The organism is Halorientalis regularis (assembly GCF_023698535.1).
Taxonomy (GTDB): Archaea; Halobacteriota; Halobacteria; order Halobacteriales; family Haloarculaceae; genus Halorientalis; species Halorientalis regularis.
In genome coordinates this window covers 18757-37258 of the sequence record NZ_JALJCL010000004.1, presented here as the reverse complement: position 1 = coordinate 37258, position 18502 = coordinate 18757, and the positions used below count along the sequence as shown (strand labels likewise).

Annotated in this window: 19 protein-coding genes and 1 pseudogene; 11 read left to right on the top strand and 9 right to left on the bottom strand. The window is 63.6% G+C overall.

Going from position 1 to position 18502, the window contains the following annotated elements; all coding sequences use genetic code 11:
- Positions 1-78 precede the first annotated feature (78 nt).
- On the top strand, positions 79-2430 hold the full coding sequence (locus tag MU521_RS05910; RefSeq protein WP_092688506.1) for an STT3 domain-containing protein: 2352 nt from the start codon (positions 79-81) through the stop codon (positions 2428-2430).
- 6 nt (positions 2431-2436) lie between these two features.
- Here the strand turns inward: MU521_RS05910 and MU521_RS05905 are convergent, their stop codons facing one another.
- A complete protein-coding gene (locus MU521_RS05905) occupies positions 2437-2835 on the bottom strand; it encodes a PIN domain-containing protein (protein WP_092688503.1) in 399 nt (132 codons plus the stop codon).
- Positions 2836-3096, bottom strand: coding sequence for an AbrB/MazE/SpoVT family DNA-binding domain-containing protein (locus MU521_RS05900; protein WP_092688500.1), 261 nt, complete (start codon positions 3094-3096; stop codon positions 2836-2838). It lies immediately after the preceding gene.
- Between the two features lie 94 nt (positions 3097-3190).
- Here MU521_RS05900 and MU521_RS05895 point away from each other — a divergent pair, with 94 nt between their 5' ends.
- On the top strand, positions 3191-3754 hold the full coding sequence (locus MU521_RS05895) for a metal-dependent hydrolase (RefSeq protein ID WP_092688497.1): 564 nt from the start codon (positions 3191-3193) through the stop codon (positions 3752-3754).
- A gap of 19 nt (positions 3755-3773) precedes the next feature.
- On the opposite strand, the gene aglM is transcribed toward MU521_RS05895, so the two are convergent.
- Positions 3774-5069 (bottom strand): UDP-glucose 6-dehydrogenase AglM, encoded by a 1296-nt coding sequence (gene aglM, locus MU521_RS05890; protein ID WP_092688494.1) that lies wholly within the window; start codon positions 5067-5069, stop codon positions 3774-3776.
- Positions 5070-5161: 92 nt separating this feature from the next.
- Here aglM and MU521_RS05885 point away from each other — a divergent pair, with 92 nt between their 5' ends.
- The 5 genes from MU521_RS05885 to MU521_RS05865 all read left to right on the top strand — a co-directional run bounded on the left by MU521_RS05885 (position 5162) and on the right by MU521_RS05865 (position 8437).
- The gene (locus tag MU521_RS05885) at positions 5162-5443 is read left to right on the top strand and encodes a DUF433 domain-containing protein (protein WP_092688491.1); all 282 of its coding nucleotides are present in this window, start codon (positions 5162-5164) and stop codon (positions 5441-5443) included.
- Entirely contained in the window at positions 5443-5784 is a 342-nt protein-coding gene (locus MU521_RS05880) for a DUF5615 family PIN-like protein (protein WP_092688488.1), read from the top strand. The genes MU521_RS05885 and MU521_RS05880 overlap by 1 nt, the downstream gene beginning before the upstream one ends.
- Positions 5785-5901: 117 nt before the next feature.
- Positions 5902-6816 (top strand): ABC transporter ATP-binding protein, encoded by a 915-nt coding sequence (locus tag MU521_RS05875; protein WP_092688485.1) that lies wholly within the window; start codon positions 5902-5904, stop codon positions 6814-6816.
- Positions 6813-7622 (top strand): ABC transporter permease subunit, encoded by an 810-nt coding sequence (locus MU521_RS05870; protein WP_092688482.1) that lies wholly within the window; start codon positions 6813-6815, stop codon positions 7620-7622. The genes MU521_RS05875 and MU521_RS05870 overlap by 4 nt, the downstream gene beginning before the upstream one ends.
- Positions 7619-8437, top strand: a complete 819-nt coding sequence (locus tag MU521_RS05865; RefSeq protein ID WP_092688479.1) for an ABC transporter permease — start codon at positions 7619-7621, stop codon at positions 8435-8437. The genes MU521_RS05870 and MU521_RS05865 overlap by 4 nt, the downstream gene beginning before the upstream one ends.
- A gap of 3 nt (positions 8438-8440) precedes the next feature.
- On the opposite strand, the pseudogene MU521_RS05860 reads toward MU521_RS05865, so the two are convergent.
- Positions 8441-9613 (bottom strand): annotated as a pseudogene (locus MU521_RS05860) (MFS transporter).
- A 109-nt stretch (positions 9614-9722) separates the two neighbouring features.
- Here MU521_RS05860 and MU521_RS05855 point away from each other — a divergent pair.
- Positions 9723-10154 carry a nucleotidyltransferase domain-containing protein gene (locus MU521_RS05855; RefSeq protein WP_175452776.1) on the top strand — a complete coding sequence of 144 codons (432 nt, stop codon included), beginning with the start codon at positions 9723-9725 and terminating at the stop codon, positions 10152-10154.
- A gap of 20 nt (positions 10155-10174) precedes the next feature.
- Here MU521_RS05855 and MU521_RS05850 read toward each other — a convergent pair whose 3' ends face one another.
- Together MU521_RS05850 and MU521_RS05845 are read right to left on the bottom strand one after the other, a co-directional pair.
- The gene (locus MU521_RS05850) at positions 10175-10870 is read right to left on the bottom strand and encodes a nucleotidyltransferase domain-containing protein (protein ID WP_092688476.1); all 696 of its coding nucleotides are present in this window, start codon (positions 10868-10870) and stop codon (positions 10175-10177) included.
- The gene (locus MU521_RS05845) at positions 10867-11538 is read right to left on the bottom strand and encodes a helix-turn-helix domain-containing protein (protein ID WP_092689309.1); all 672 of its coding nucleotides are present in this window, start codon (positions 11536-11538) and stop codon (positions 10867-10869) included. The genes MU521_RS05850 and MU521_RS05845 overlap by 4 nt, the downstream gene beginning before the upstream one ends.
- Positions 11539-11722: 184 nt before the next feature.
- On the opposite strand from MU521_RS05845, the gene aglF reads away from it, so the two are divergent.
- A complete protein-coding gene (gene aglF / locus MU521_RS05840; protein ID WP_092688474.1) occupies positions 11723-12490 on the top strand; it encodes a UTP--glucose-1-phosphate uridylyltransferase AglF in 768 nt (255 codons plus the stop codon).
- Between the two features lie 166 nt (positions 12491-12656).
- Here aglF and MU521_RS05835 read toward each other — a convergent pair whose 3' ends face one another.
- Positions 12657-12878, bottom strand: a complete 222-nt coding sequence (locus MU521_RS05835) for a DUF7557 family protein (protein ID WP_092688471.1) — start codon at positions 12876-12878, stop codon at positions 12657-12659.
- Between the two features lie 273 nt (positions 12879-13151).
- Positions 13152-13934, bottom strand: coding sequence for a DUF8170 family protein (locus MU521_RS05830; RefSeq protein WP_217630106.1), 783 nt, complete (start codon positions 13932-13934; stop codon positions 13152-13154).
- A 115-nt stretch (positions 13935-14049) separates the two neighbouring features.
- Between MU521_RS05830 and MU521_RS05825 the strand changes: the two genes are divergently transcribed.
- Entirely contained in the window at positions 14050-14505 is a 456-nt protein-coding gene (locus tag MU521_RS05825; protein ID WP_092688468.1) for a hypothetical protein, read from the top strand.
- A gap of 240 nt (positions 14506-14745) precedes the next feature.
- Here the strand turns inward: MU521_RS05825 and MU521_RS05820 are convergent, their stop codons facing one another.
- On the bottom strand, positions 14746-16872 hold the full coding sequence (locus tag MU521_RS05820) for an RAD23 family protein (protein WP_139171055.1): 2127 nt from the start codon (positions 16870-16872) through the stop codon (positions 14746-14748).
- A 134-nt stretch (positions 16873-17006) separates the two neighbouring features.
- Between MU521_RS05820 and MU521_RS05815 the strand changes: the two genes are divergently transcribed.
- Positions 17007-18452, top strand: coding sequence for a sugar transferase (locus MU521_RS05815; protein WP_092688462.1), 1446 nt, complete (start codon positions 17007-17009; stop codon positions 18450-18452).
- The last annotated feature ends 50 nt before the right edge of the window (positions 18453-18502 follow it).

Here is an 18502-nt window from a genome sequence, read left to right as displayed (position 1 = left end):
CTCGCGATCTGTGTACTCCGGACAGCCGGCGACACGCCTGTCGATGGGTTTATTCGCTCGACGGGGGATGGGCGAGATATGGCAGACGAGCGCGACGCCACGGCGACGCTGGAGGAGCGCCCGGAGCTGGCGTCCGCACTCGAATCCCTCCGCCCCGTCGACGACGCCCAAGAGACCTGGACCTTCGAGGACGTACCAATCGACTCAGGCACGTTCGGCGAACTCGTGTCTGCGGACCTCGTCGAGAAAGTCGACGGGGAGTATCGGCTCCCCGAGGCGACGCGGCGCGCGCTCGACGGCGACGCGGACGAGGCAACTGCCGAGTCGAACGGGGCGGAGCGGGACCTGTCACTGCCCGCCGTCGACGTGGACGCACGGGCCGCAGGCGCGCTTTCCGGCGCGCTCGCCGTGGTCGTCATCTTCCGGACGATGTTTTCGTTCGGATCGGTGTTCCGCGACGGAGCCGTGGTCCTGTCGGGGAACGATCTATATTTTTACCGGTACTACGTCGAGGGCCTGCTGACACGGGGCGGAGGATTCGACGCTGCCCTGTTGAGTGACATCCCCCTGGCGAACGGTGAGCCATTCGTGATCGCTGCGCTGTACTGGCTATCGGACCTGTTCGGCGGAACTGCGTCGTCGGTTGGGACCGTCATGGCGTGGTATCCGGTCGCGTCGGCGCTGCTCACGGGACTCCTGCTGTACGTCCTCGCGGTTCGGCTCACCGACGACCGGCGAGTCGGGCTGGCCGCGGTCGTGTTCCTGGCGACGACGCCTGCCCACGCGCTCCGTACGAGTCTCGGCTTCGCCGACCACCACGCCTTCGACTACCCGTGGCTGGTCCTCACGGCGCTCACGCTGGTCGTCCTCGCGGCTCAGGACGAGCGGGCGTATCGAGACCCGGGAGCCTGGGTCGCGGGGGTTGGACTCGGGATCGGTGTCGCCGGGCAGATACTCGCCTGGGAGAACGGGCCGGCGCTCGTGGTTCCGATCGCGCTCGTGGTGGCGCTGGCGGTCCTGCTCGACATCGGCGCCGACCGCTCACCCCTGCAGTCGAACGCGCCGCTGCTCGGTGGACTCGCGCTGGCCGCGCTGGTCGTCCACTTCGTCCACGGCGAGATGGGCTGGCACACCGACTTCGTGGCCGCGATCCCACTGTTGCTCGTCGCCGGGGCCGCGGGCGTGCTGGCCGTCGGAGAAGTCGCCCACCGGCTCGACCTCCCGACCCTCGCCATGGCCGGTACGGAGGTCGTCGGGGCGGTCGCGGCCGTCTTCCTGATTCCGACAGTCTTCGAGAACTTCTGGGGACGGGTCGGAGCGCGCGCGGACACGTTCTTCGCGACCCGGAACATCGTCGAGACCCAGCCGCTGATCAGCGGCGATTTCACCTGGTTCCTGTTGCTCGGGCTGGTGCTCGTTCTCGCGCTGCCGCCGCTGCTCTGGGCGAGTCGGCGCGCCACCGACGGGTCGAAACCGTGGCTCGTTGCGGTCGTATACACCTGGTACTTCCTCGCACTCGCGGCGGTGCAGGTCCGCTTCGTCGGCGAACTCGCCGCCTTCACCGCCCTCTTCGGTGGCCTTGGCTTCGTCTGGCTGGCCCACTGGGTCGACCTCGCCGCGATTCCGCGACCGTTCGTCGACGAGCCAGCCACTCCGAACCCAAGAGCGGGTGCTGGCGACAGCGCCGCCGACGGCGGTACCGCGACGCTTCGGGTCCCGACCGTCCGCGAAGCCGGGTTGCTCGTCGCCCTGTTCCTGCTGGTCGGCGGCGTCGGCGTCCTCCAGACGCCGATCAAGACGAGCCAGGTCACCATCGAGGGCGGCGCGTACCAGTCGGCGGCGGCCATCGACGACCACGCCACCGCCGCGAACCTGAGCTACCCCGACGATTACGTCCTCAGCCAGTGGGCCCGCAACCGGATGTTCAACTACTTCGTCAACGGGGAATCCCGGTCCTACGGGTACGCACGCCAACAGTACCGGACGCTGTACGCGTCGGGCAACGAGTCCCAGTGGTACCGGAGCCACCGGAATCGAGTCGGCTACGTCGTCACCGAGTCAGTATCGAACTCGAACGCGAGCGCGCGGTCGCTGTTCACCCGCCTTCACGACGGGTTCGGCTCCCGCCAGTCGCCCGTCGACGGGCTGGCCCATTTCCGCGCCGTCTTCGCGTCCGACGACGGGACGTACAAGGCGTTCCGAGTCATCCCCGGCGCGACGATCACCGGCACCGGGCCGGCGAACGCGACCACCACACTCTCCCGGTCGGTCGACGTGCCCGGCGCGCCCTTCACCTACGAGCGCCAGGTCCGGACGAACGCCGCGGGCGAGTACGCCGTCACCGTGCCCTATCCCGGCGAGTATAGACTCTGGAACGAGACGGTATCGGTGAGCGAGCGCAACGTCACATCCGGGGATCGGACCGGGTGACCGGAGCTACCAGACCGTCTCGTAGCCCGAATCGGCGATGACACCGTCGGGAGTGATGATGGCCTCGGTGTCCCTGGCGCTGTGGCTCGCGACGACGAGCCCGTCGTGGATGCTGAACGTCTCCGTCAATCCCGCATACTCCACGAGTTCAGCGTCGTCGATAGATGCGAGTGCGACTGGCCCGTCCCGGACGAGCGCACTCCGGGCCTGTTCCGGCGTCCCGGACAGTGTGATGCCACGAACGTTCTTGTCCCGCGAAACGGAGTACAGCACCTCCGCGAGTGCAGTCCCGGGCGCGTGAATCACCGTCTCCCCGGCTTCGGCTTCCGCGAAAAGCCGGTCGGCCTCGGGTGGGAGCGAATCAACCAAATAACAAAGAAGTGCAACCGCATCGGCCGTGTACATCTACGATTCCTCGTAGTTTCGGTCGCGGCGGTCACGCACTCGCTGTTCCAGTTCCTCGGCGACCTCCGCTCGCTTCTCCTCGGCTGTCTCGTCGGGGACGAGGAGTCCCCGTCCTTCGGTCCGGGTCCGCTTTTTTACCACGATTCCTTCGTCGGTATCCAGCCAGACCACTTCGTCTCCCGGTTCGAGGTCGTACTTCTCGCGTAACCCCTTCGGGATCGTCGCCTGCCCCTTCTCCGTGATCCGAGTCGATTCGCTCATATCGAGTAATACACCGTGTAATACTAAAAAAGATACGCCAGTTCGGGGGCTTCGATCCGAAGCCTGATGGCCGCGCCCACCGTCCGTCCCAGTAATGTGGCCCTGGGGACACGCTGCCGTCGGCTACCTCCTGTACACCGCCTACCGCCGATCCCGCTTCGACCTGCGCCCGCACGGCGTCGCCGTCGTCGCGCTCGCGGTCGGCACGCAGTTGCCGGACCTGATCGACAAGCCACTGGCCTGGCAGTTCGCCGTCCTGCCGAACGGCCGGTCGTTCGGTCACTCGCTTCTGATCGCCGCCGCGCTCCTCGTAGCGCTGTGGCTCGTCGCACGACGGTTCGACGCCCGCGAGAGTGTGGCCGCGTTCGGCATCGGCTACATCGGTCATCTGTTCGGTGACGCCCTCTACCCCGCGCTGGCCGGCGAGTTCCACTACGTCGGGTTCCTCGGGTGGCCCCTGATCCCCGCCATCGAGTACGAGCTGGCGACCGGTGGCTTCCTCGACCATCTGTTCGCGCTCGATCTCGGCCCGCTCGCGCTCTTCGAGTTGGGACTCACCGTCGTCGCCGCCGCGCTCTGGTACCGCCACGAACTGCCCGGACTGGGTGTGCTGGTGCCGGGTTACGGCGAATCCACACCGGAAGAACGGCCGGAGTAACAGCCTCGCGGACCGACCGTCACCAGGTCAGTCCTTCGTAGGTGATACCCTCGCGGCGCTCGACGATCCGTCGGCCGTCGACGACCACGGGGTCGGCCATCGCGTCGAACTCCTCGTCCAGGGTCCCGAACTCGTCCCAGTCGGTGACGACGACGGCACCGCTCGCGCCGTCGAGCGCCGCGGCCGCCGACTCGGCGTACTCGATGCCGGGGAACCGCCCGGCCATCTCACTCGCCGCGACGGGGTCGTACGCGATGATCTCAGCCCCACGCTCGCGGAGTCCCTCGATCACCGGAATCGCCCGCGAGTTCCGGATGTCGTCGGTGCCGGGCTTGAATGCGAGCCCGAGGACTGCGATCCGCTCCCCGTCGGCGTCGACGTGATCGTCGAGCAAGTCGAGGAGCCGCTCGGGCTGGCGGTCGTTGACCTCAACCGCGGCTTCTAGCATCCGCGGCTCGTAGCCCGCGTCGCGGGCGTGCTGGATGATCGCCGCGGTGTCCTTCGGGAAGCAGCTGCCCCCCCATCCGACCCCGCTCCGGAGGAACCGCTCGCCGATGCGGTCGTCGAGGCCGATGGCTTCGGCGACCTCGTAGGCGTCGACGCCGTACTCCTTGCAGATGTTCCCGATGTCGTTGATGAGGCTCACCTTGCTCGCGAGGAAGGCGTTGTTGGCGTACTTGATCATCTCGGCCTCGCGACGGCCGGTCTCGAAGACGGGCACGTCCCACTGGAGGACGAGCGGTTCGTAGACCTCCGCGAGGCGGTCGAGCGCGCGACCGTCGCCGTCCGTCCCCACGACGATCTTGTCCGGTTCCATGAAGTCGTCCACCGCGGTCCCCTCCCGGAGGAACTCGGGATTGACCGCGACGCCGAAGTCCTCGCCCGCGGTCTTTCCCGAGGCCGATTCGAGGATCGGCGTCAGGGTGTCCTCGGTCGTGCCGGGGACGACGGTGCTCTTGACGACGACGAGGTGGTAGTCGTCCTTGTCGGCGATGGCCTCGCCGACGGATTCGGCACCGGCTTCCATGATCGAGGTGTCGATGCTCCCGTCGTCGTGTTTCGGCGTCGGGAGCGCGAGGAAGGTCACGTCGGTGTCGGCGATGGCGTCGTAGTCGGTCGTGGCTCGCAACTGGTCACCGCCGTAGACCGAGACGAGCGGGTCGAGCCCGGGTTCGTGGATCGGGGCCTCGCCGTCGTTGATCGCGTCGACGACGGTCTCGTCGATGTCGACGCTCGTGACCTCGTGACCGAGGTCGGCGAAACAGGCCGCGATGGTCGTCCCGACGTAGCCGCTGCCGACGACGCTTACGTGCATACAGGGTTCGTCCACGTCACCGGCCTTGAGGGTTCGGTTGGGAGATTGGTCCGAGGCGGATGTTCAAGTAGGTTGATGGCGAACAATGTCATATGAGTCAGGTTGCGAAGCGGATCGTTCGTGAGGTACACGACGAGCCTCATCTGGAAGGCCGACGGATCACGGTGCAGTTTCTCAAAGAGCAGGTCGAGGACAGAAACCTCGACCCGCGGACGGTCGCAGACCGGCACGATCTCGACGTGGCCGATGTCTATCGCGCACTCACGTATTATCACGACCATCCCGAAGAAATGCGAGCAATCGAACGGCAGCGCCAGTCGGCAGTCGACGAGCATCGCCACCTGACGACAGACCCTGACGACGTTCGCGACTAATGGGGTATCGCCTTCTCGCAGACGAAAACATCGAACGAGCGACGATCAGCTACCTTCAGAAACTCGGTCACGATATCGAGCAGATCGGTGACGTGCCTGATCTCGAGCTGGGAAGTGACGACGAGTCGATAGCTGCCTACGCCAACGAGACGAACCGCGTCGTCCTCACGCAGGACGACGATTTCTTCACCGAGTTAAACATCGACGATACGGCAGGTGTCCTCTTCCAGACGGATCAGACTCTGTCGGCACGTGAAGTCGGGGATATCGTCCACGAGATGTCCGAATATCTAGAGCAGGACGATATCACGCTGGAATACGTGAGCCGGAACTGGCTGTAGGGTTACTGGGCGGAACTTGAACCACAGGGCAGTCGGCTCAGTGGGCGTGGAAATCACTGTTTCCGAGTCAGAAAACCACCGCGCGCTTTTATTTCGGCTCGGTTCGCCGATTGACATATGACCGCCATCGAAGCCACGGAGGTATCGAAACGGTACGGGACGGTGGTCGCCCTGGACAGGGTCGACCTCACCGTCCCCGAGGGGGAGATCTTCGGCTTTCTCGGGCCCAACGGCGCGGGCAAGTCCACCTTCATTAACGTCCTGCTCGACTTCGCGACGCCCAGCGACGGGTCGGTCGAGATCTTCGGCCACGACTGTCACGCGGAGGGTGTCGCGGCCCGCGAGCGCATCGGCGTCCTCCCCGAGGGATACTCGGTGTTCGAGCGCCGGACCGGCCGCCAGCACATCGAGTACGCGATCGAATCGAAAGACGCCGACGACGACCCCGCCGAGATCCTGGATCGGGTGGGGCTCGACCCAACGGACGCCGAGCGAGAGGCCAGCGACTACTCGAAGGGGATGGCCCAGCGGCTGGTGCTGGGGATGGCGCTGGTCGGCGAGCCGGACCTGCTCTTGCTGGACGAGCCCACCACCGGACTGGACCCCAACGGGGCCGCCGAGATGCGGGATATCATCCGCGAGGAGAACGAACGCGGCGCGACGGTCTTCTTTTCTTCGCACATCCTCGAACAGGTCGAGGCGGTCTGTGACCGCGTGGGCATCCTCCAGGACGGCGAACTCGTCGCCGTCGACACGATCGAGGGGCTCCGGGAGTCCCTAGGCGGGGGCACCAAGCTCGTCATCACGGTCGACGACCTGCGGAACGGGACGGTGGAGACCGTTCGCGGAGTTCAGGGCGTCGAGACGGCCGTCGAGCGCGAGGACTCGACGCTGGAGGTGACCTGTACGAACGACGCGAAGATGGACATCCTCGTGGAGTTGCACGACGCGGGCGTCGACGTGGTGAACTTCCGGACCGAGGAGGCCTCGCTCGAGGACATGTTCATCGAATACACCGGGTCCGGCCGATGAGCTGGGACGTGATCGCTCGCCAGGACTGGGACCTGACGGTCGGCGAACGCTCGACGAAAGCCCTGCTGGGCCTGCTCGGGTTCGTGATCGTCGTCACGGCGTACGTCTACCCGATCGGCGGCTCGGAACCGTACACGACCGGGCGGTTCGCCGGCGTCGTCCACGGGAGCCTGACGACGCTGGTCCCCATCGTCGGCGTCCTGCTGGGGTACAACGCGGTCGTGAGCGAGCGCGAGTCCGGCGCGCTTAGACTCTCCCTGTCGCTGCCCCACAGCCGGGCCGATATCGTGTTCGGGAAGTTCCTCGGCCGGGCCGGTGTGGTCACGGCGGCGCTGGTCGCCGCGCTGGCCGTCGCCGGCTTCCTCGTCGTCTACCCGTTCGGCGAACTCGAACCGCTCCGCTACCTCGCCTTCGTCGTTTTCACTGTGTGGTTCGGCGGGATCTGGACGGGCATCGGGATCGCCGCATCCATCGCCGCGTCGACCAAGCGGCGCGCGCTCGTCCTCGCGCTCTCCGTCTTCTTCCTGTTCGTGATGGTCTGGGATGCCCTCGACGATGGCCTCACACTGGCGCTGGACTTCGCCGGCCTGATCGACGGCGAGTTGCCCGGCCCGTTACAGTTCTACTTCGGCCTCGAACCTGGCCGGGTCTTCGGCCGGCTCACCGACGGCTTCGTCGACCCCAGCGCCACCGTCGAGGGTGCCTGGTACCTGAGCGAGTGGGTCGCACTGCCCCTGTTCGTGCTGTGGCTCGTGGGGCCGCTGGGACTGGCCTATCGGCGCTTCGCCCGGAGGGATCTGGCATGAGCTGGCGTGTGATCGCCCGCGAAGACGTTCGCGGGACGATGCTGTCGAAGACGACCTGGCTCGCGGTCGGGCTCTTCCCGGTCGCGTTCCTCGGGTACGTCGTCGCTCACGACTACATCGGCGAGCCGAACTTCCCGGCGTTCGTCGCGGGGCTGGCCGGCGTCGTGGGCGTTCTCCTCCCGGCGGTCGCCATCCTGCTGGGCTACAAGTCCATCGCCGACGATCGCACGAGCGGGCGACTCACCCTCACGCTCTCCCTGCCCCACTCCCGGCGAGACCTTGCGGTCGGAACGTTCGTCAGCCGCGCGGCCGTGGTCCTCGTACCGGCCCTGCTCGCGCTCGCCGTCGCCGGTGTAGTCGGTGCCGTCCGCTTCGGTTCGGAGGGGGTGCTGTGGTTCCCGTGGTTCCTCGTCGCGACCGCGCTCTTTGGGACCGCGTTCGTCGGGTTCGCCGTCGGGCTCTCGATGTCGACGACCGCCGACCGCTGGATCACACTCGGCGGCCTCGGCGGGTACCTGCTCCTGGTCACGTTCTGGGGGAGTCTCCAGTCGACCGTGCTCGTCGTCCTCCATCGCTTCGAGTTTCAGGTTTTGAACGACATGCCCGACTGGGCGTTGCTCTTCCGGATGATCGAGCCCGGCGAAGCCTACGCCCGGCTCGTCCGGGCCGGGTTCGACGTCGACCTGGCAGGACTGTACGTGGCCGAGGGCGCGCCCGTCTACGTGAGCGCGCCAGCGGCGCTGGTGCTGCTGCTGGCGTGGGCGGTCGTTCCGCTGGCGGTCGGGTATCGTCGGTTCCGGGAGTCCGATCTCTGACTCTCAGAGACCGAGTCCCAGCACTCTGTTCACGACAATCGCGACGACGGCCACGCTCACCAGCACGGCCAACAGCCCGAACGCGACCGTCCAGCCGACGGTATCCGAGAGGACCCCGACGACCACGCTCCCCGATGCACCGATGGTCATGTAGACGCTGCGGACGAGGCCGAATCCAGCTCCGCGTTCGGCGTCGCTCAGGATGTCCATGAACCGCGACTGCAGCGGCGCGCCCCAGCTCATCCCGACGCCGACGAGTGCGATCCCGGCGATCACGACGGCGAACTGCTCGGTCAGGACGAGCAACGCGTACCCGACGGCGGCCAGCGCGAGCGCGCCCGCAACCACGGCATCCCGGGAAAGCCGGTCCGAGAGCGACCCGAGCATCGGCTGAGTCAGCCCGTGGATCACGAAGTACGCCGAGAACAGCGCGCCCGCCATCGTCGTCGAGAAACCATGGTGGGCCGTGAGGAAGGTCGGAAGGAAGGAGGCCGTCGCCTGCCAGGAGAAAGCGCCGAGCACGGAGAGTGCAGTCGTGTACCGAATCTGGGGCCGGGCGAGCAGTTCCTGCACTGCACCGACCTCGAAGCGTTCCCGCATCGGCTGATCGGGCTGGCGCGGTTCGGTCGAGTCCACGGAGAGCCAGAAGGCGACGAACACCGGGACTGCAACGGCTGCACCGATGCCGATAGCTGGTCGCCAACCTTACCGCGTCGCGACCACGGCCGCCGCGATTGGAGCGAGCAGACCGGCAAGCGGGCCACCGGCAACGTGGACGCCGATGGCCCACCCGATGTCGTCGAAGTACCGAGCGAGTAGCGTCGTTGCGACGCTGTAGTGGAGGCCGGCGACCGCTCCCAGGAGCATAGTCCCGGCGAAGAAGAGCGGGAAGTTCGGGGCGGTCGTCAACAGGAGACTCGTCACCGCGGTGCCGCCGACAGCGGTGAGGATCACCGTCCGCTCGCCGAAGCGATCACCGAGGACGCCGCTGGGGAACTGCGTGATCGCGTACGCGACCCACATGCCCGACAGCGCCAGCCCGATGGTGCCGTTGCTGACCCCGAACGCCAGGGTGAGATTCGGGACGACGGGGCTGATTACCAGCCGGGCGACCATCGTGGCGAAGAAGGCCAGCGTACATAACGCGAGGACGACCGACGCGTACCGACGACTCACTGACCAAGGTTCGAGAATGCCGGGAAAGATAGTTTTGAAGAGCGAGTCTCCCGTGAGTCATACTCAACGGAGGACAATTCTTTTGGAGAGATACGGTGTTGTGCTCCATATGACAGGGGGTAACGATCATTCGGCAGTGCTGACCGACCTCGCAGAGTCACTCCGCGCAGACGCCGACATCGTGTTTGCAGTGGCCTTCGGTCCCCATATCACGGACGGGACTCATGCTGCGTCCGGCCTGGACCTTGCCGTCAAGTTCAGCGAAAACCTCTCATCGCACGAACGGTTCCAGAAGCGGTGTTTCCTGTCCGGGGCACTCCAGCGTGAAGACGCTCCGTTCGTCGACGTTTCGAACATCGAGACGCTCCCTATCGAAGTCGCTCAAGACGCCGTCAACGGAGAATTCCTCTGTGGTGATAAGCGAGCATTCGAGGAGTTCAAGAGGGAAATCACGGAAGCTTTCGAAGACGAGCGAGATGACATCCGCCGCCACCATCGAGACGTGATAGATCGTATCGCGGAGGAGGGGTTGCGTATCTGACAGCTAATCGTTCTTTTTCATCACTGTTCGGTATCGAGACGATCACGCTGGTTGAGAAGGAATTCCTCGACAGCGTCGATATCCTGCTCGGGTACTGTCTGCTGTTCGAAGACACCTTTGAACGAATCCGCAAAACCGGGTGACGTTAGTCGATCCAAGACGACTCCGATACGACGTGCAAGTTTTTCTGCGTCTCCACGGTTGAGATGCATCGCGATTCGTTCGAGATCGGCGTCGCTTCCAAGTACCACGAGGTCGCGGGTATCGGCTTTTCGGCCACTGTGGAGTTTTACAGCAAACAGCAACTCCGGTTCCGGAATCCGGGCCGAAATTGGACGGGAAGTGCCCAATTCTTCGGTGACGGAGTGTTCGGAGAGATAGCGACACGACCACTCGGCTTCTGTTTGTCGACACCCCAATGCATCGACCATCACATCGAACTGAACTGGGTTTCCGACGTCTTTCTCGAACCTGACAGTACGACCCTCGTACAATTCGTTTCGCTCGACATCAGTGGTTTTCTCGTACCCACGACCAGTGAGGAGCGCAGTGTAGTCGTCGAGAGCCTGTCCCGGAATCACGACGTCAACATCTGTCGTAAATCGCTGGTTGAAGGCCGCAATCGCCCAGCCACCGACAAGCACGTACGGAAGATCGGCGTCGATCACCGTCTCCAGCGTATCTAGCAACTCGTCTTCGCGTTCGCCAAGACTCATGCGTTCAGGCGTGGATCTGCGTGGGACGCGTCGATGTCACGGTCGTACTCGTCAGCGATCATCTCCAACGCCGGTTCGTAGTTCACGCGGTAGTCCAGCATGTGGTCGATCGTTTTGTCTAACGGAACGACCGGGTTGCCGTCGACCCACTCGCGAGTGATATCCTCGCTCGTCGGGAATAACACGTACGAGACTGTTCCCTCATACTCGGTTGCATCCAGGCGCTCCTCGATCGTGTTCGGAATCCCGAACTCGTCGAAGAAGGCGACCCATCGTTCGATATCCCGGTCAGCGACCTGAATGAAGATCGGATAGTCGTCGTGACCGCGAGCGATCTGATAGCCGCCGTGCGTCCAGACGTAGACTCCGTCGATTTTGGTGTACGCGAACGGCATACCTGCGAAATGCGGAATGACGTATCCCCCGTCGATCGAGAGTGGAGCTGATCTGGATATTGCTGCGACGATATCGTAGTAGCTGTCTCTGACATCGTAACTCTCGACGTAAAGGCCGTCGTCGCGCCGGATGAAGCCCGCCTCTTCCAACCGTTCGACCCAGTCGTAGACCCACGAGTAGGAGCCGTCGATCTTCTGGGCGATCCGCCGAATCGAATCACCGGGACGGATTGCCAACATGATTTTTGCCGCAGTCCCGTCGACGTACTCCATCATCGCTAGTTATCGCTATAGCATCTAGGAGTATTAGTCTTGGCCCGCATTTAATAGAGGAAGTTATCTTTCTACCGATATGGTATCTCGGGCAAACCCATCTCAGCGAACTTCCTGAGACGAGACCGTATCGAGGAGAAGGCTAGGACAAGAGTTTTGCAGCTGACCCGTCGAGTAAGCGGACATGAAAGCCGTCGTGTTGGCCGCCGGCGAGGGAACGCGGCTGCGTCCCCTCACCGAGGACAAGCCCAAGGGAATGGTCGAGGTCGAAGACAAGCCGATCCTCACCCACTGTTTCGAGCAACTGGTCGATCTCGGCGCGGACGAACTGGTCGTCGTCGTCGGCTATATGAAGGAGGTCATAATCGACCACTACGGCGACGAGTTCGACGGCGTCCCGATCACCTACACCCACCAGCGCGAACAGCAAGGGCTGGCCCACGCCCTGCTGACGGTGGAAGAGCATATCGACGACGACTTCATGCTGATGCTTGGCGACAACGTCTTCCAGGCGAACCTCGCGGACGTGGTCAACCGTCAGCGCGAGAGTCGTGCCGATGCGGCGTTTCTCGTCGAGGAAGTGCCGTGGGAAGATGCCAGCCGGTACGGTGTCTGTGATACCAACGACTACGGGGAGATCGTCGAGGTCGTCGAGAAGCCCGACGAGCCGCCGTCGAATCTGGTGATGACCGGTTTCTACACCTTCACGCCGGCCATCTTCCACGCCTGTCATCTCGTCCAGCCGTCGGATCGGGGCGAGTACGAGATCAGTGAGGCCATCGACCTGTTGCTCCAGTCCGGGCGAACCATCGACGCGCTTCGGATGGACGGCTGGCGGATTGACGTGGGCTATCCCGAGGACAGAGAGGAAGCCGAGCGGCGGTTGCAGGACAAGGGTGAAGCGGACGCAGAAGTCGCGGCTGACGAGAGTGCAGAGACGGTGACGGAGTAGGGGACGACGATTTCCTCATGTCGATACATCTCAGCAGACGGTTAGGAGTTCGTAAAGACCGCGAAAACACTCTACTGTTCGCTCCTGTGGTTCAACGAGGACGAGACGACATTGAGGCCAGGATGTGGCTGGACGAAGCTGTCGGAAACATCGTCGTCGAAGCAAATCAGTCCAACCGTTCTTTCCGCTCTTCGAGCGACTCGTTCAACTCCTCGCGCTTTCGTCGCACGTGCTCGCCGATCCCCTCACCCGCAAAGCCAGCCATCTCTTCGACATCTTTCTCGGTCCGTGCCAACCTATTCAGTAGGTCATCGAACGACTCTCCCTCTTGTTTTCTCGTCTCAAGCTTTCGCTTCGTCTCTTTCGAGATCCGGATGAAACTGCTCATGTGAAACACAACGTATTCACACACTGTAGATGCTACGCCGAGATGCGTCACGTGCCATTGCGGACCGCTACCGCAGTGGAGAGAGCCACGGAAAAAGAATCACAGATGACGCTGACTCGGCTAGGGATGGGAGCGTTGGACTGCCCCAGAAGACAGCCAAGCCGATACTACCCAGCAAGAGATGTGTGGACTGGATGCGTCTTGAAATTATAGGACCACGACTGGCCTGAGATCCCGTTGCAGGATTCCTGCGTCTGTAGCCCCGAGAGCGGTTCAATTCTGTTCCCAGTCCGGCCTCGGTGATCCTGGAAGATCATCGGCGGCCGCGAGTAACTCATCTTCAGTCGTCCAGGGATAACATCGCTCGTGGAGTTCGAACAGCCGGAAGTCGTTCAGGTGTACCCAGCTGTACGACGGGACCTCGAAATCATCGTCCGCAAGCGCGGTTGTCACCTCATCAACCGAGATGTCGATTCCCGCTTGGGTCGCACGGTCGACGAGCGCGTCGAGTTCTTCCGATTTACTCTCGTCGTCAATATCTGTGGCAGCCATGGTTTGCGCCCCAGCAGCGATCACGTCTCGTTCGTCGCTGAGATGGCTTTCTGTGTCCCAGTGGTAGGCGCGCGGGAGGGCATACGCTTTCTCGAAGTATTCGGTCTCGCCGAGTTTACCAAGTTCGTTGATTTCCCCACCGGCGTCCTGTTCGAAGACGGCAGCGACGTAGTCACTGAGTGTCGCCGTGATGTGGAACTTCACACGGAACTCTGGGAGTCGTGGCAGGTCGATGTCAGAGAGGTCTCCGATGAGGAATGCATACGTTCCGTATCGGCGGTTGAGACGGTCGCTAACCGCTCGGACTCGCCGGAGATACGGATCACGGTAACTCCCGAGGACGAGGTACGCGGTTTGATCTCGGTCGTAGATCGCCGGCGTCTCGCTGTTTGCCCACGAGAGGATTCGGACGGCTTCTGTTGACCCGATATCGAGCCCGTGTAAGGCCTGCTGAACGGCCTTCATGATATCACCCGAGTTCGGTGGAACGGATGGCGCACTCATGAATTGAGGTAACACTGGCTGAGTAAAAGGCGTTTCTAACTAAGTCAACTTTTCAACGATTCTATTGACTTGGTCAACCCAAACCGTTATACAGACCAGCCTGCTACTGTCCAGTATGAGCGACACGGCCTCGGAAGAGTTCGAGGATTCCTTTGCAGAGCAGCAGCGAATGCGTGAGCTGCTCTCTCAGGAGACGCGCCATCTCATCCTGCAGTTGATCCTCGGCCATCCGGCACACCTCACGTCGCTGGCCGAACTGGACTACATGATCCCGAAGAACGAGGCAGCCATCCTCGATCAACTCGAGACGCTACAAGAGGCAGGGATCCTCGATGTCTACGTGCACGAGCCTAATGCGTCGACGCGAGATCTCCCGTCGAAGTTCTGGGGACCGACCGAGCGCGGCGTTGATATCCTCTACAAGCACAACTTCCTTCGGGGCGTCCCGGTTGCACGTGCGGTCTATGAGGAAACCGAGAAGTCCGAGCGGGTACGACGCCACGAGGCCGCACCACGGCCAACGCTCCCCGACGCCGTTCGAGAAGCGCTCGAATTTGAGGAACCTGAGTAATCCAGTGCTGCCGACCAGTCATCGATCTGCGGGATACGATCGTTGAACCCCGTCGTAATTCGTTCGATCGCGTTGTCTAGCCCCTAGTTCCTGCGATTCGAAAAGGTAGAGGTGTCGCCGACCTCCCGATTGGAGAAGGTCATTACTCAGATAAGGACTATCGCGATAATGCCCCGAACGTCTGGCCTCAGCGACCCGAGCGGATGATTCCAACCGCCGAATTGATTCACCCCGAAAAGCTCACACGGCGATCGGCAACAACCCGACGAGCGCCTCCACGAGCGGCAGCGCGTAATCGGCGTACTGGAAGTAGACGAGGCCGGTAAACAGCAGGAACAGCGTCGACAGGGCCGCGGGGATCGCGAGCGCAACGACACCAACGCGCTCGTCGAAGTCGAATCCGAGGCCGGCGACGACAGCCCAGATCGCGAGCAAGCCGGCACCTGCCAGATTCACCAGCGCGTGTAGTTGCATCGCTTCCCCCAGCGCGAGGTCGAGCCACAGGTGGGCGAGCAGGAAGCCGAGCCCGCCCACGACGAGGCCACCGACGTACGCCCCGGCGAGCCAGCACAGGTCGGCGTTGACGGCGCGCTGGACACAACCCAGGCGAGCGACACCGTACAGTCCGAGGGGAACGATGGGGACGAGATACCGGACGGTGATCTGGGTGTGCAGGGGCAGCCGTTCGACGTTCATCAGAACGAGTGCGACCGTCATCGCGACCGCCAGCAGGTCGGTCTGGCGCGTCGGCCGACCGAGTGCAGTTCTGAGTCCCTTGAGTGAGACGGTTCGAAGGCGTCGGAGGCTGGCTCCGAGAACGCCGAGGAGGCCACCCAACAATGGCGCGACTTCGAGCAACGCGAGGTCGATCGCTTCCTGATCGGTCATCCGGTAGCTCACGTATTCGGGGATCCGGCCGCTCCTGAGGAAGGTGTGATAGAGTCGGTCGGGGTCCTCCTGTGCAAGCGTAATCCCGGTGTCGACGTAGGACCAACCCTTCCCGATGGCCCAGGAACTGCCCTCGATGGCCACGCCGAGTATGGCCGTGAGTGCGGACAGGAGCGTCGCGATCGGGCCTGGGCTGGGGTCCGACGGCGACGCGCGACCGGGAGATTCCGGTGCTGCCGTTCCACCTGTCTCGTCCTGTGTAGTCGTGCCGTTGGTCGTCAGTTCGGTTTCGGTCGTCGCTGGTGGACCAGTTCCGTCGATGGTCGTCGACGCATCTGTCGTTGGTTGTGATTCGGTGGGTGTCGGCGTCGGTGTCGATTCCCCACCACCGCTTCGACTGTCGCCACCGTTCTGGCCGCCGGTCGCGAGCGGGTCGACCTGCCCGGAGAACGAGTCTAGCGACCGGGGCGGTTGGAAGGGGTCGCCGTTGATCGCCGCGTTGGTCGCGAGGAAGGGTGTGAGTGCGACGAGGAAGACGAGGGTCACGACCGCGAGGTGTTTCGGGTGGTTCGAGCGGGCTGTCGCGAGGTCTGTCGGGATGAGGACGGCAAAGACCACGAGGGCTTCGAGCGCGTGGAGCCACGCCCACAATGCGACGACGGCGTACGCGAGGGCGCGGAGGCCAAGCGCGCGCCGTCGTGTGTCTGCCGCACGACTGAAGTAAAAGGCCCCGAGGACGGCGACGACGGCCAATCCCGAGAGCGCGTGCCGTTTCGGGATCGACGCCCAGAAGCTCACGGGCGAGGCAACCACAGCCGCCGCGCCGAAGACGAGCCCGACCCGGCGCCCGTGTGCGTGGGTGAGAACGCGGTAGAGGACGACGCCGGCGAAGGCGACGGCAAGCATTCCCGTTATTTGGAGCGCGAGGAACGCGGTCCAGCGGTTGGGGAGGGGCGCAGCGACGAGGGCGCTTGCGAGAAAGGCCACCAGCGCGAGGGCCGCACCCGCGATGGCGAACGGCTGGTGTCGGTCGAGAATGCGGCCGGTACGGTCGAACAGGAGGACGATGATCCCCGACCACGCCGCGGCGAGGACGAGTCGCAGGTCGAAGAGGGCAGCGAGAGCGTCGAGGACCCACAGAACTGGCAACGAGAGGAAGATGTGGGCGTAGTTGCGCGCGTACACCGCGCCGTCGGCGTACCAGAGGCCAGGCTGGGAACCCGGCGTGAGCGAGTAGGTTATTTTCGTGATTTCGAGGTTGCCGTCGGCGACGTTGACCAGGCCGTTAGCGATGGCGTAGCTGTCGGTGAGGAATACGCCGACCCGCCAGTAGGTCGCGAGGACGGCGAGCGTGCCGAGAAAGAGGACGACGCCGTAGCGGTCGCCGAAGAGGGCGCGTCCGAGTCGTCGTCGCCACCGGTGGGCGAGGTCGGCGGGGTCTTGGTTCTCGGTCGACGCGAAGTCCGACAGTCGTGTCACGTTCCTGTTTCGGCGGGGCGACATCAAGAGATTGTCCCCAAGTCGACACGCCGAAACGGGCGTTCGACGGGGGTCAGACGCTCGCGTGACGGCTGTCGCAGGCCTTATGACCAGTGGTCGAGTTATCAGGTTCAATGGCAACGGGCTGGCGGTATCGGGTCGCGAGCGTTCTCGGAACTGCCAGCCTCACTGCGTTCGCGGTTTGGTTCGTCAACTACCCGTTGATTCAGGACGCATTCAGTCGGGTACCGGTCCTTGGTCGGCCGGCCCCGAACGTCCTGTCGAACGGGGAGTTGACGTTGGCCGTCGCGACGGCGCTACTCGTCGCGCTGGCCGCGATGTGGCCACTTTTCAAACCCCGGCCGCGTCGGGTGTTGGACACGATATTGCTCACCCAGAAGCGCGTTGTTCTAGCGATGGTCGGGCTGGCCGCGCTGGGATACTTCGACTACGACTATCGTCTCCCGCGAGCGACACTATTGATGGCGGCGGTCTTTCTAGTGCTATGGTTGCCAGCCTGGATGGTCGCGATTCGCCGGCGGCCCAGTGATCGGTCGCGGGCGATTATAGTTGGCGATGACCCGCGCGCGATGGAGGCAATCCTTGACGCGACGGTCCTTCCCGTAATCGGCTACGTGTCACCGCCTTCCTCCTACGAGACGGGCGATCCCGACGGTGTGACACCGGCCGAACTCTCGGACGGGGGACGGGTCACGACCCGACTCAATGAACTCTCGAATCTCGGCGGGCTCTCCAGGCTAGACGAGGTGCTGGTAAAACACGACATCGACACCGCACTCTTGGCGTTCACTGACACTGACCGTGCGGAGTTCTTCGGGACGCTCGACACCTGTTACGATCACGGCGTGACTGCGGTGGTCCACCGTGACCACGCCGACGACATCCTGACAACTGGCGTGGCCGGCGGCGAACTTGTCGAGGTAGACCTCGATCCGTGGGACTGGCAGGACTACGTCGTCAAGCGACTGTTCGATGTCGCCTTCGCTGGCGTCGGATTGGTCGTTCTCTCGCCTGTGATTTTTCTCATCGCGGCCGCGATTAAACTCGATAGCCCAGGGCCAGTGCTGTACAGTCAGGAGCGGACTGCCGAATTCGGCGACACGTTCACCGTCTTCAAGTTCCGGAGCATGGTCCCCGAAGCCGAAGCCGAGACCGGAGCGAAGCTCTCGGCGGAAGACCGCGGCAGCGTCGACCCGCGAGTCACTTGCGTTGGTCGGTTCATCCGGCAGACCCACCTCGATGAGATTCCGCAGTTGTGGTCTATTCTGGTCGGCGATATGAGCGTCGTCGGCCCGCGACCGGAACGGCCGGAACTGGAAACGGACATGGAGTCCGGCGCTGAGGACTGGCGGAGCCGCTGGTTCGTCAAGCCCGGACTGACAGGGCTGGCACAGATCAACGACGCCACTGGCCACGACCCACAGGAGAAACTCCGGTACGACATCGAGTACATCCGCAACCAGTCCTTTTGGGTCGATCTCAAAATCGTCGTTCGACAGATTTGGAGGGTCCTCTGCGATATCGTCGTAGCGCCGGTCAACGAAGACCAATCTGAGTGATCGAACACCCGCGACACACCTGGGAAGGCGATGTCCTCTCGCGAGGGGCG

Coding starts and splice junctions, on each gene's coding strand:
- MU521_RS05830 (WP_217630106.1), bottom strand. CDS start 13,934: ATGAGTGCGCCATCCGTTCCACCGAACTCGGGTGATATCATGAAGGCC.
- MU521_RS05885 (WP_092688491.1), top strand. CDS start 5,162: ATGAGTCAGGTTGCGAAGCGGATCGTTCGTGAGGTACACGACGAGCCT.
- aglF (WP_092688474.1), top strand. CDS start 11,723: ATGAAAGCCGTCGTGTTGGCCGCCGGCGAGGGAACGCGGCTGCGTCCC.
- MU521_RS05815 (WP_092688462.1), top strand. CDS start 17,007: ATGGCAACGGGCTGGCGGTATCGGGTCGCGAGCGTTCTCGGAACTGCC.
- MU521_RS05880 (WP_092688488.1), top strand. CDS start 5,443: ATGGGGTATCGCCTTCTCGCAGACGAAAACATCGAACGAGCGACGATC.
- MU521_RS05835 (WP_092688471.1), bottom strand. CDS start 12,878: ATGAGCAGTTTCATCCGGATCTCGAAAGAGACGAAGCGAAAGCTTGAG.
- MU521_RS05825 (WP_092688468.1), top strand. CDS start 14,050: ATGAGCGACACGGCCTCGGAAGAGTTCGAGGATTCCTTTGCAGAGCAG.
- MU521_RS05845 (WP_092689309.1), bottom strand. CDS start 11,538: ATGGAGTACGTCGACGGGACTGCGGCAAAAATCATGTTGGCAATCCGT.
- MU521_RS05870 (WP_092688482.1), top strand. CDS start 6,813: ATGAGCTGGGACGTGATCGCTCGCCAGGACTGGGACCTGACGGTCGGC.
- MU521_RS05910 (WP_092688506.1), top strand. CDS start 79: ATGGCAGACGAGCGCGACGCCACGGCGACGCTGGAGGAGCGCCCGGAG.
- MU521_RS05895 (WP_092688497.1), top strand. CDS start 3,191: ATGTGGCCCTGGGGACACGCTGCCGTCGGCTACCTCCTGTACACCGCC.
- MU521_RS05865 (WP_092688479.1), top strand. CDS start 7,619: ATGAGCTGGCGTGTGATCGCCCGCGAAGACGTTCGCGGGACGATGCTG.
- MU521_RS05900 (WP_092688500.1), bottom strand. CDS start 3,096: ATGAGCGAATCGACTCGGATCACGGAGAAGGGGCAGGCGACGATCCCG.
- MU521_RS05850 (WP_092688476.1), bottom strand. CDS start 10,870: ATGAGTCTTGGCGAACGCGAAGACGAGTTGCTAGATACGCTGGAGACG.
- MU521_RS05875 (WP_092688485.1), top strand. CDS start 5,902: ATGACCGCCATCGAAGCCACGGAGGTATCGAAACGGTACGGGACGGTG.
- MU521_RS05905 (WP_092688503.1), bottom strand. CDS start 2,835: ATGTACACGGCCGATGCGGTTGCACTTCTTTGTTATTTGGTTGATTCG.
- MU521_RS05855 (WP_175452776.1), top strand. CDS start 9,723: ATGACAGGGGGTAACGATCATTCGGCAGTGCTGACCGACCTCGCAGAG.
- aglM (WP_092688494.1), bottom strand. CDS start 5,069: ATGCACGTAAGCGTCGTCGGCAGCGGCTACGTCGGGACGACCATCGCG.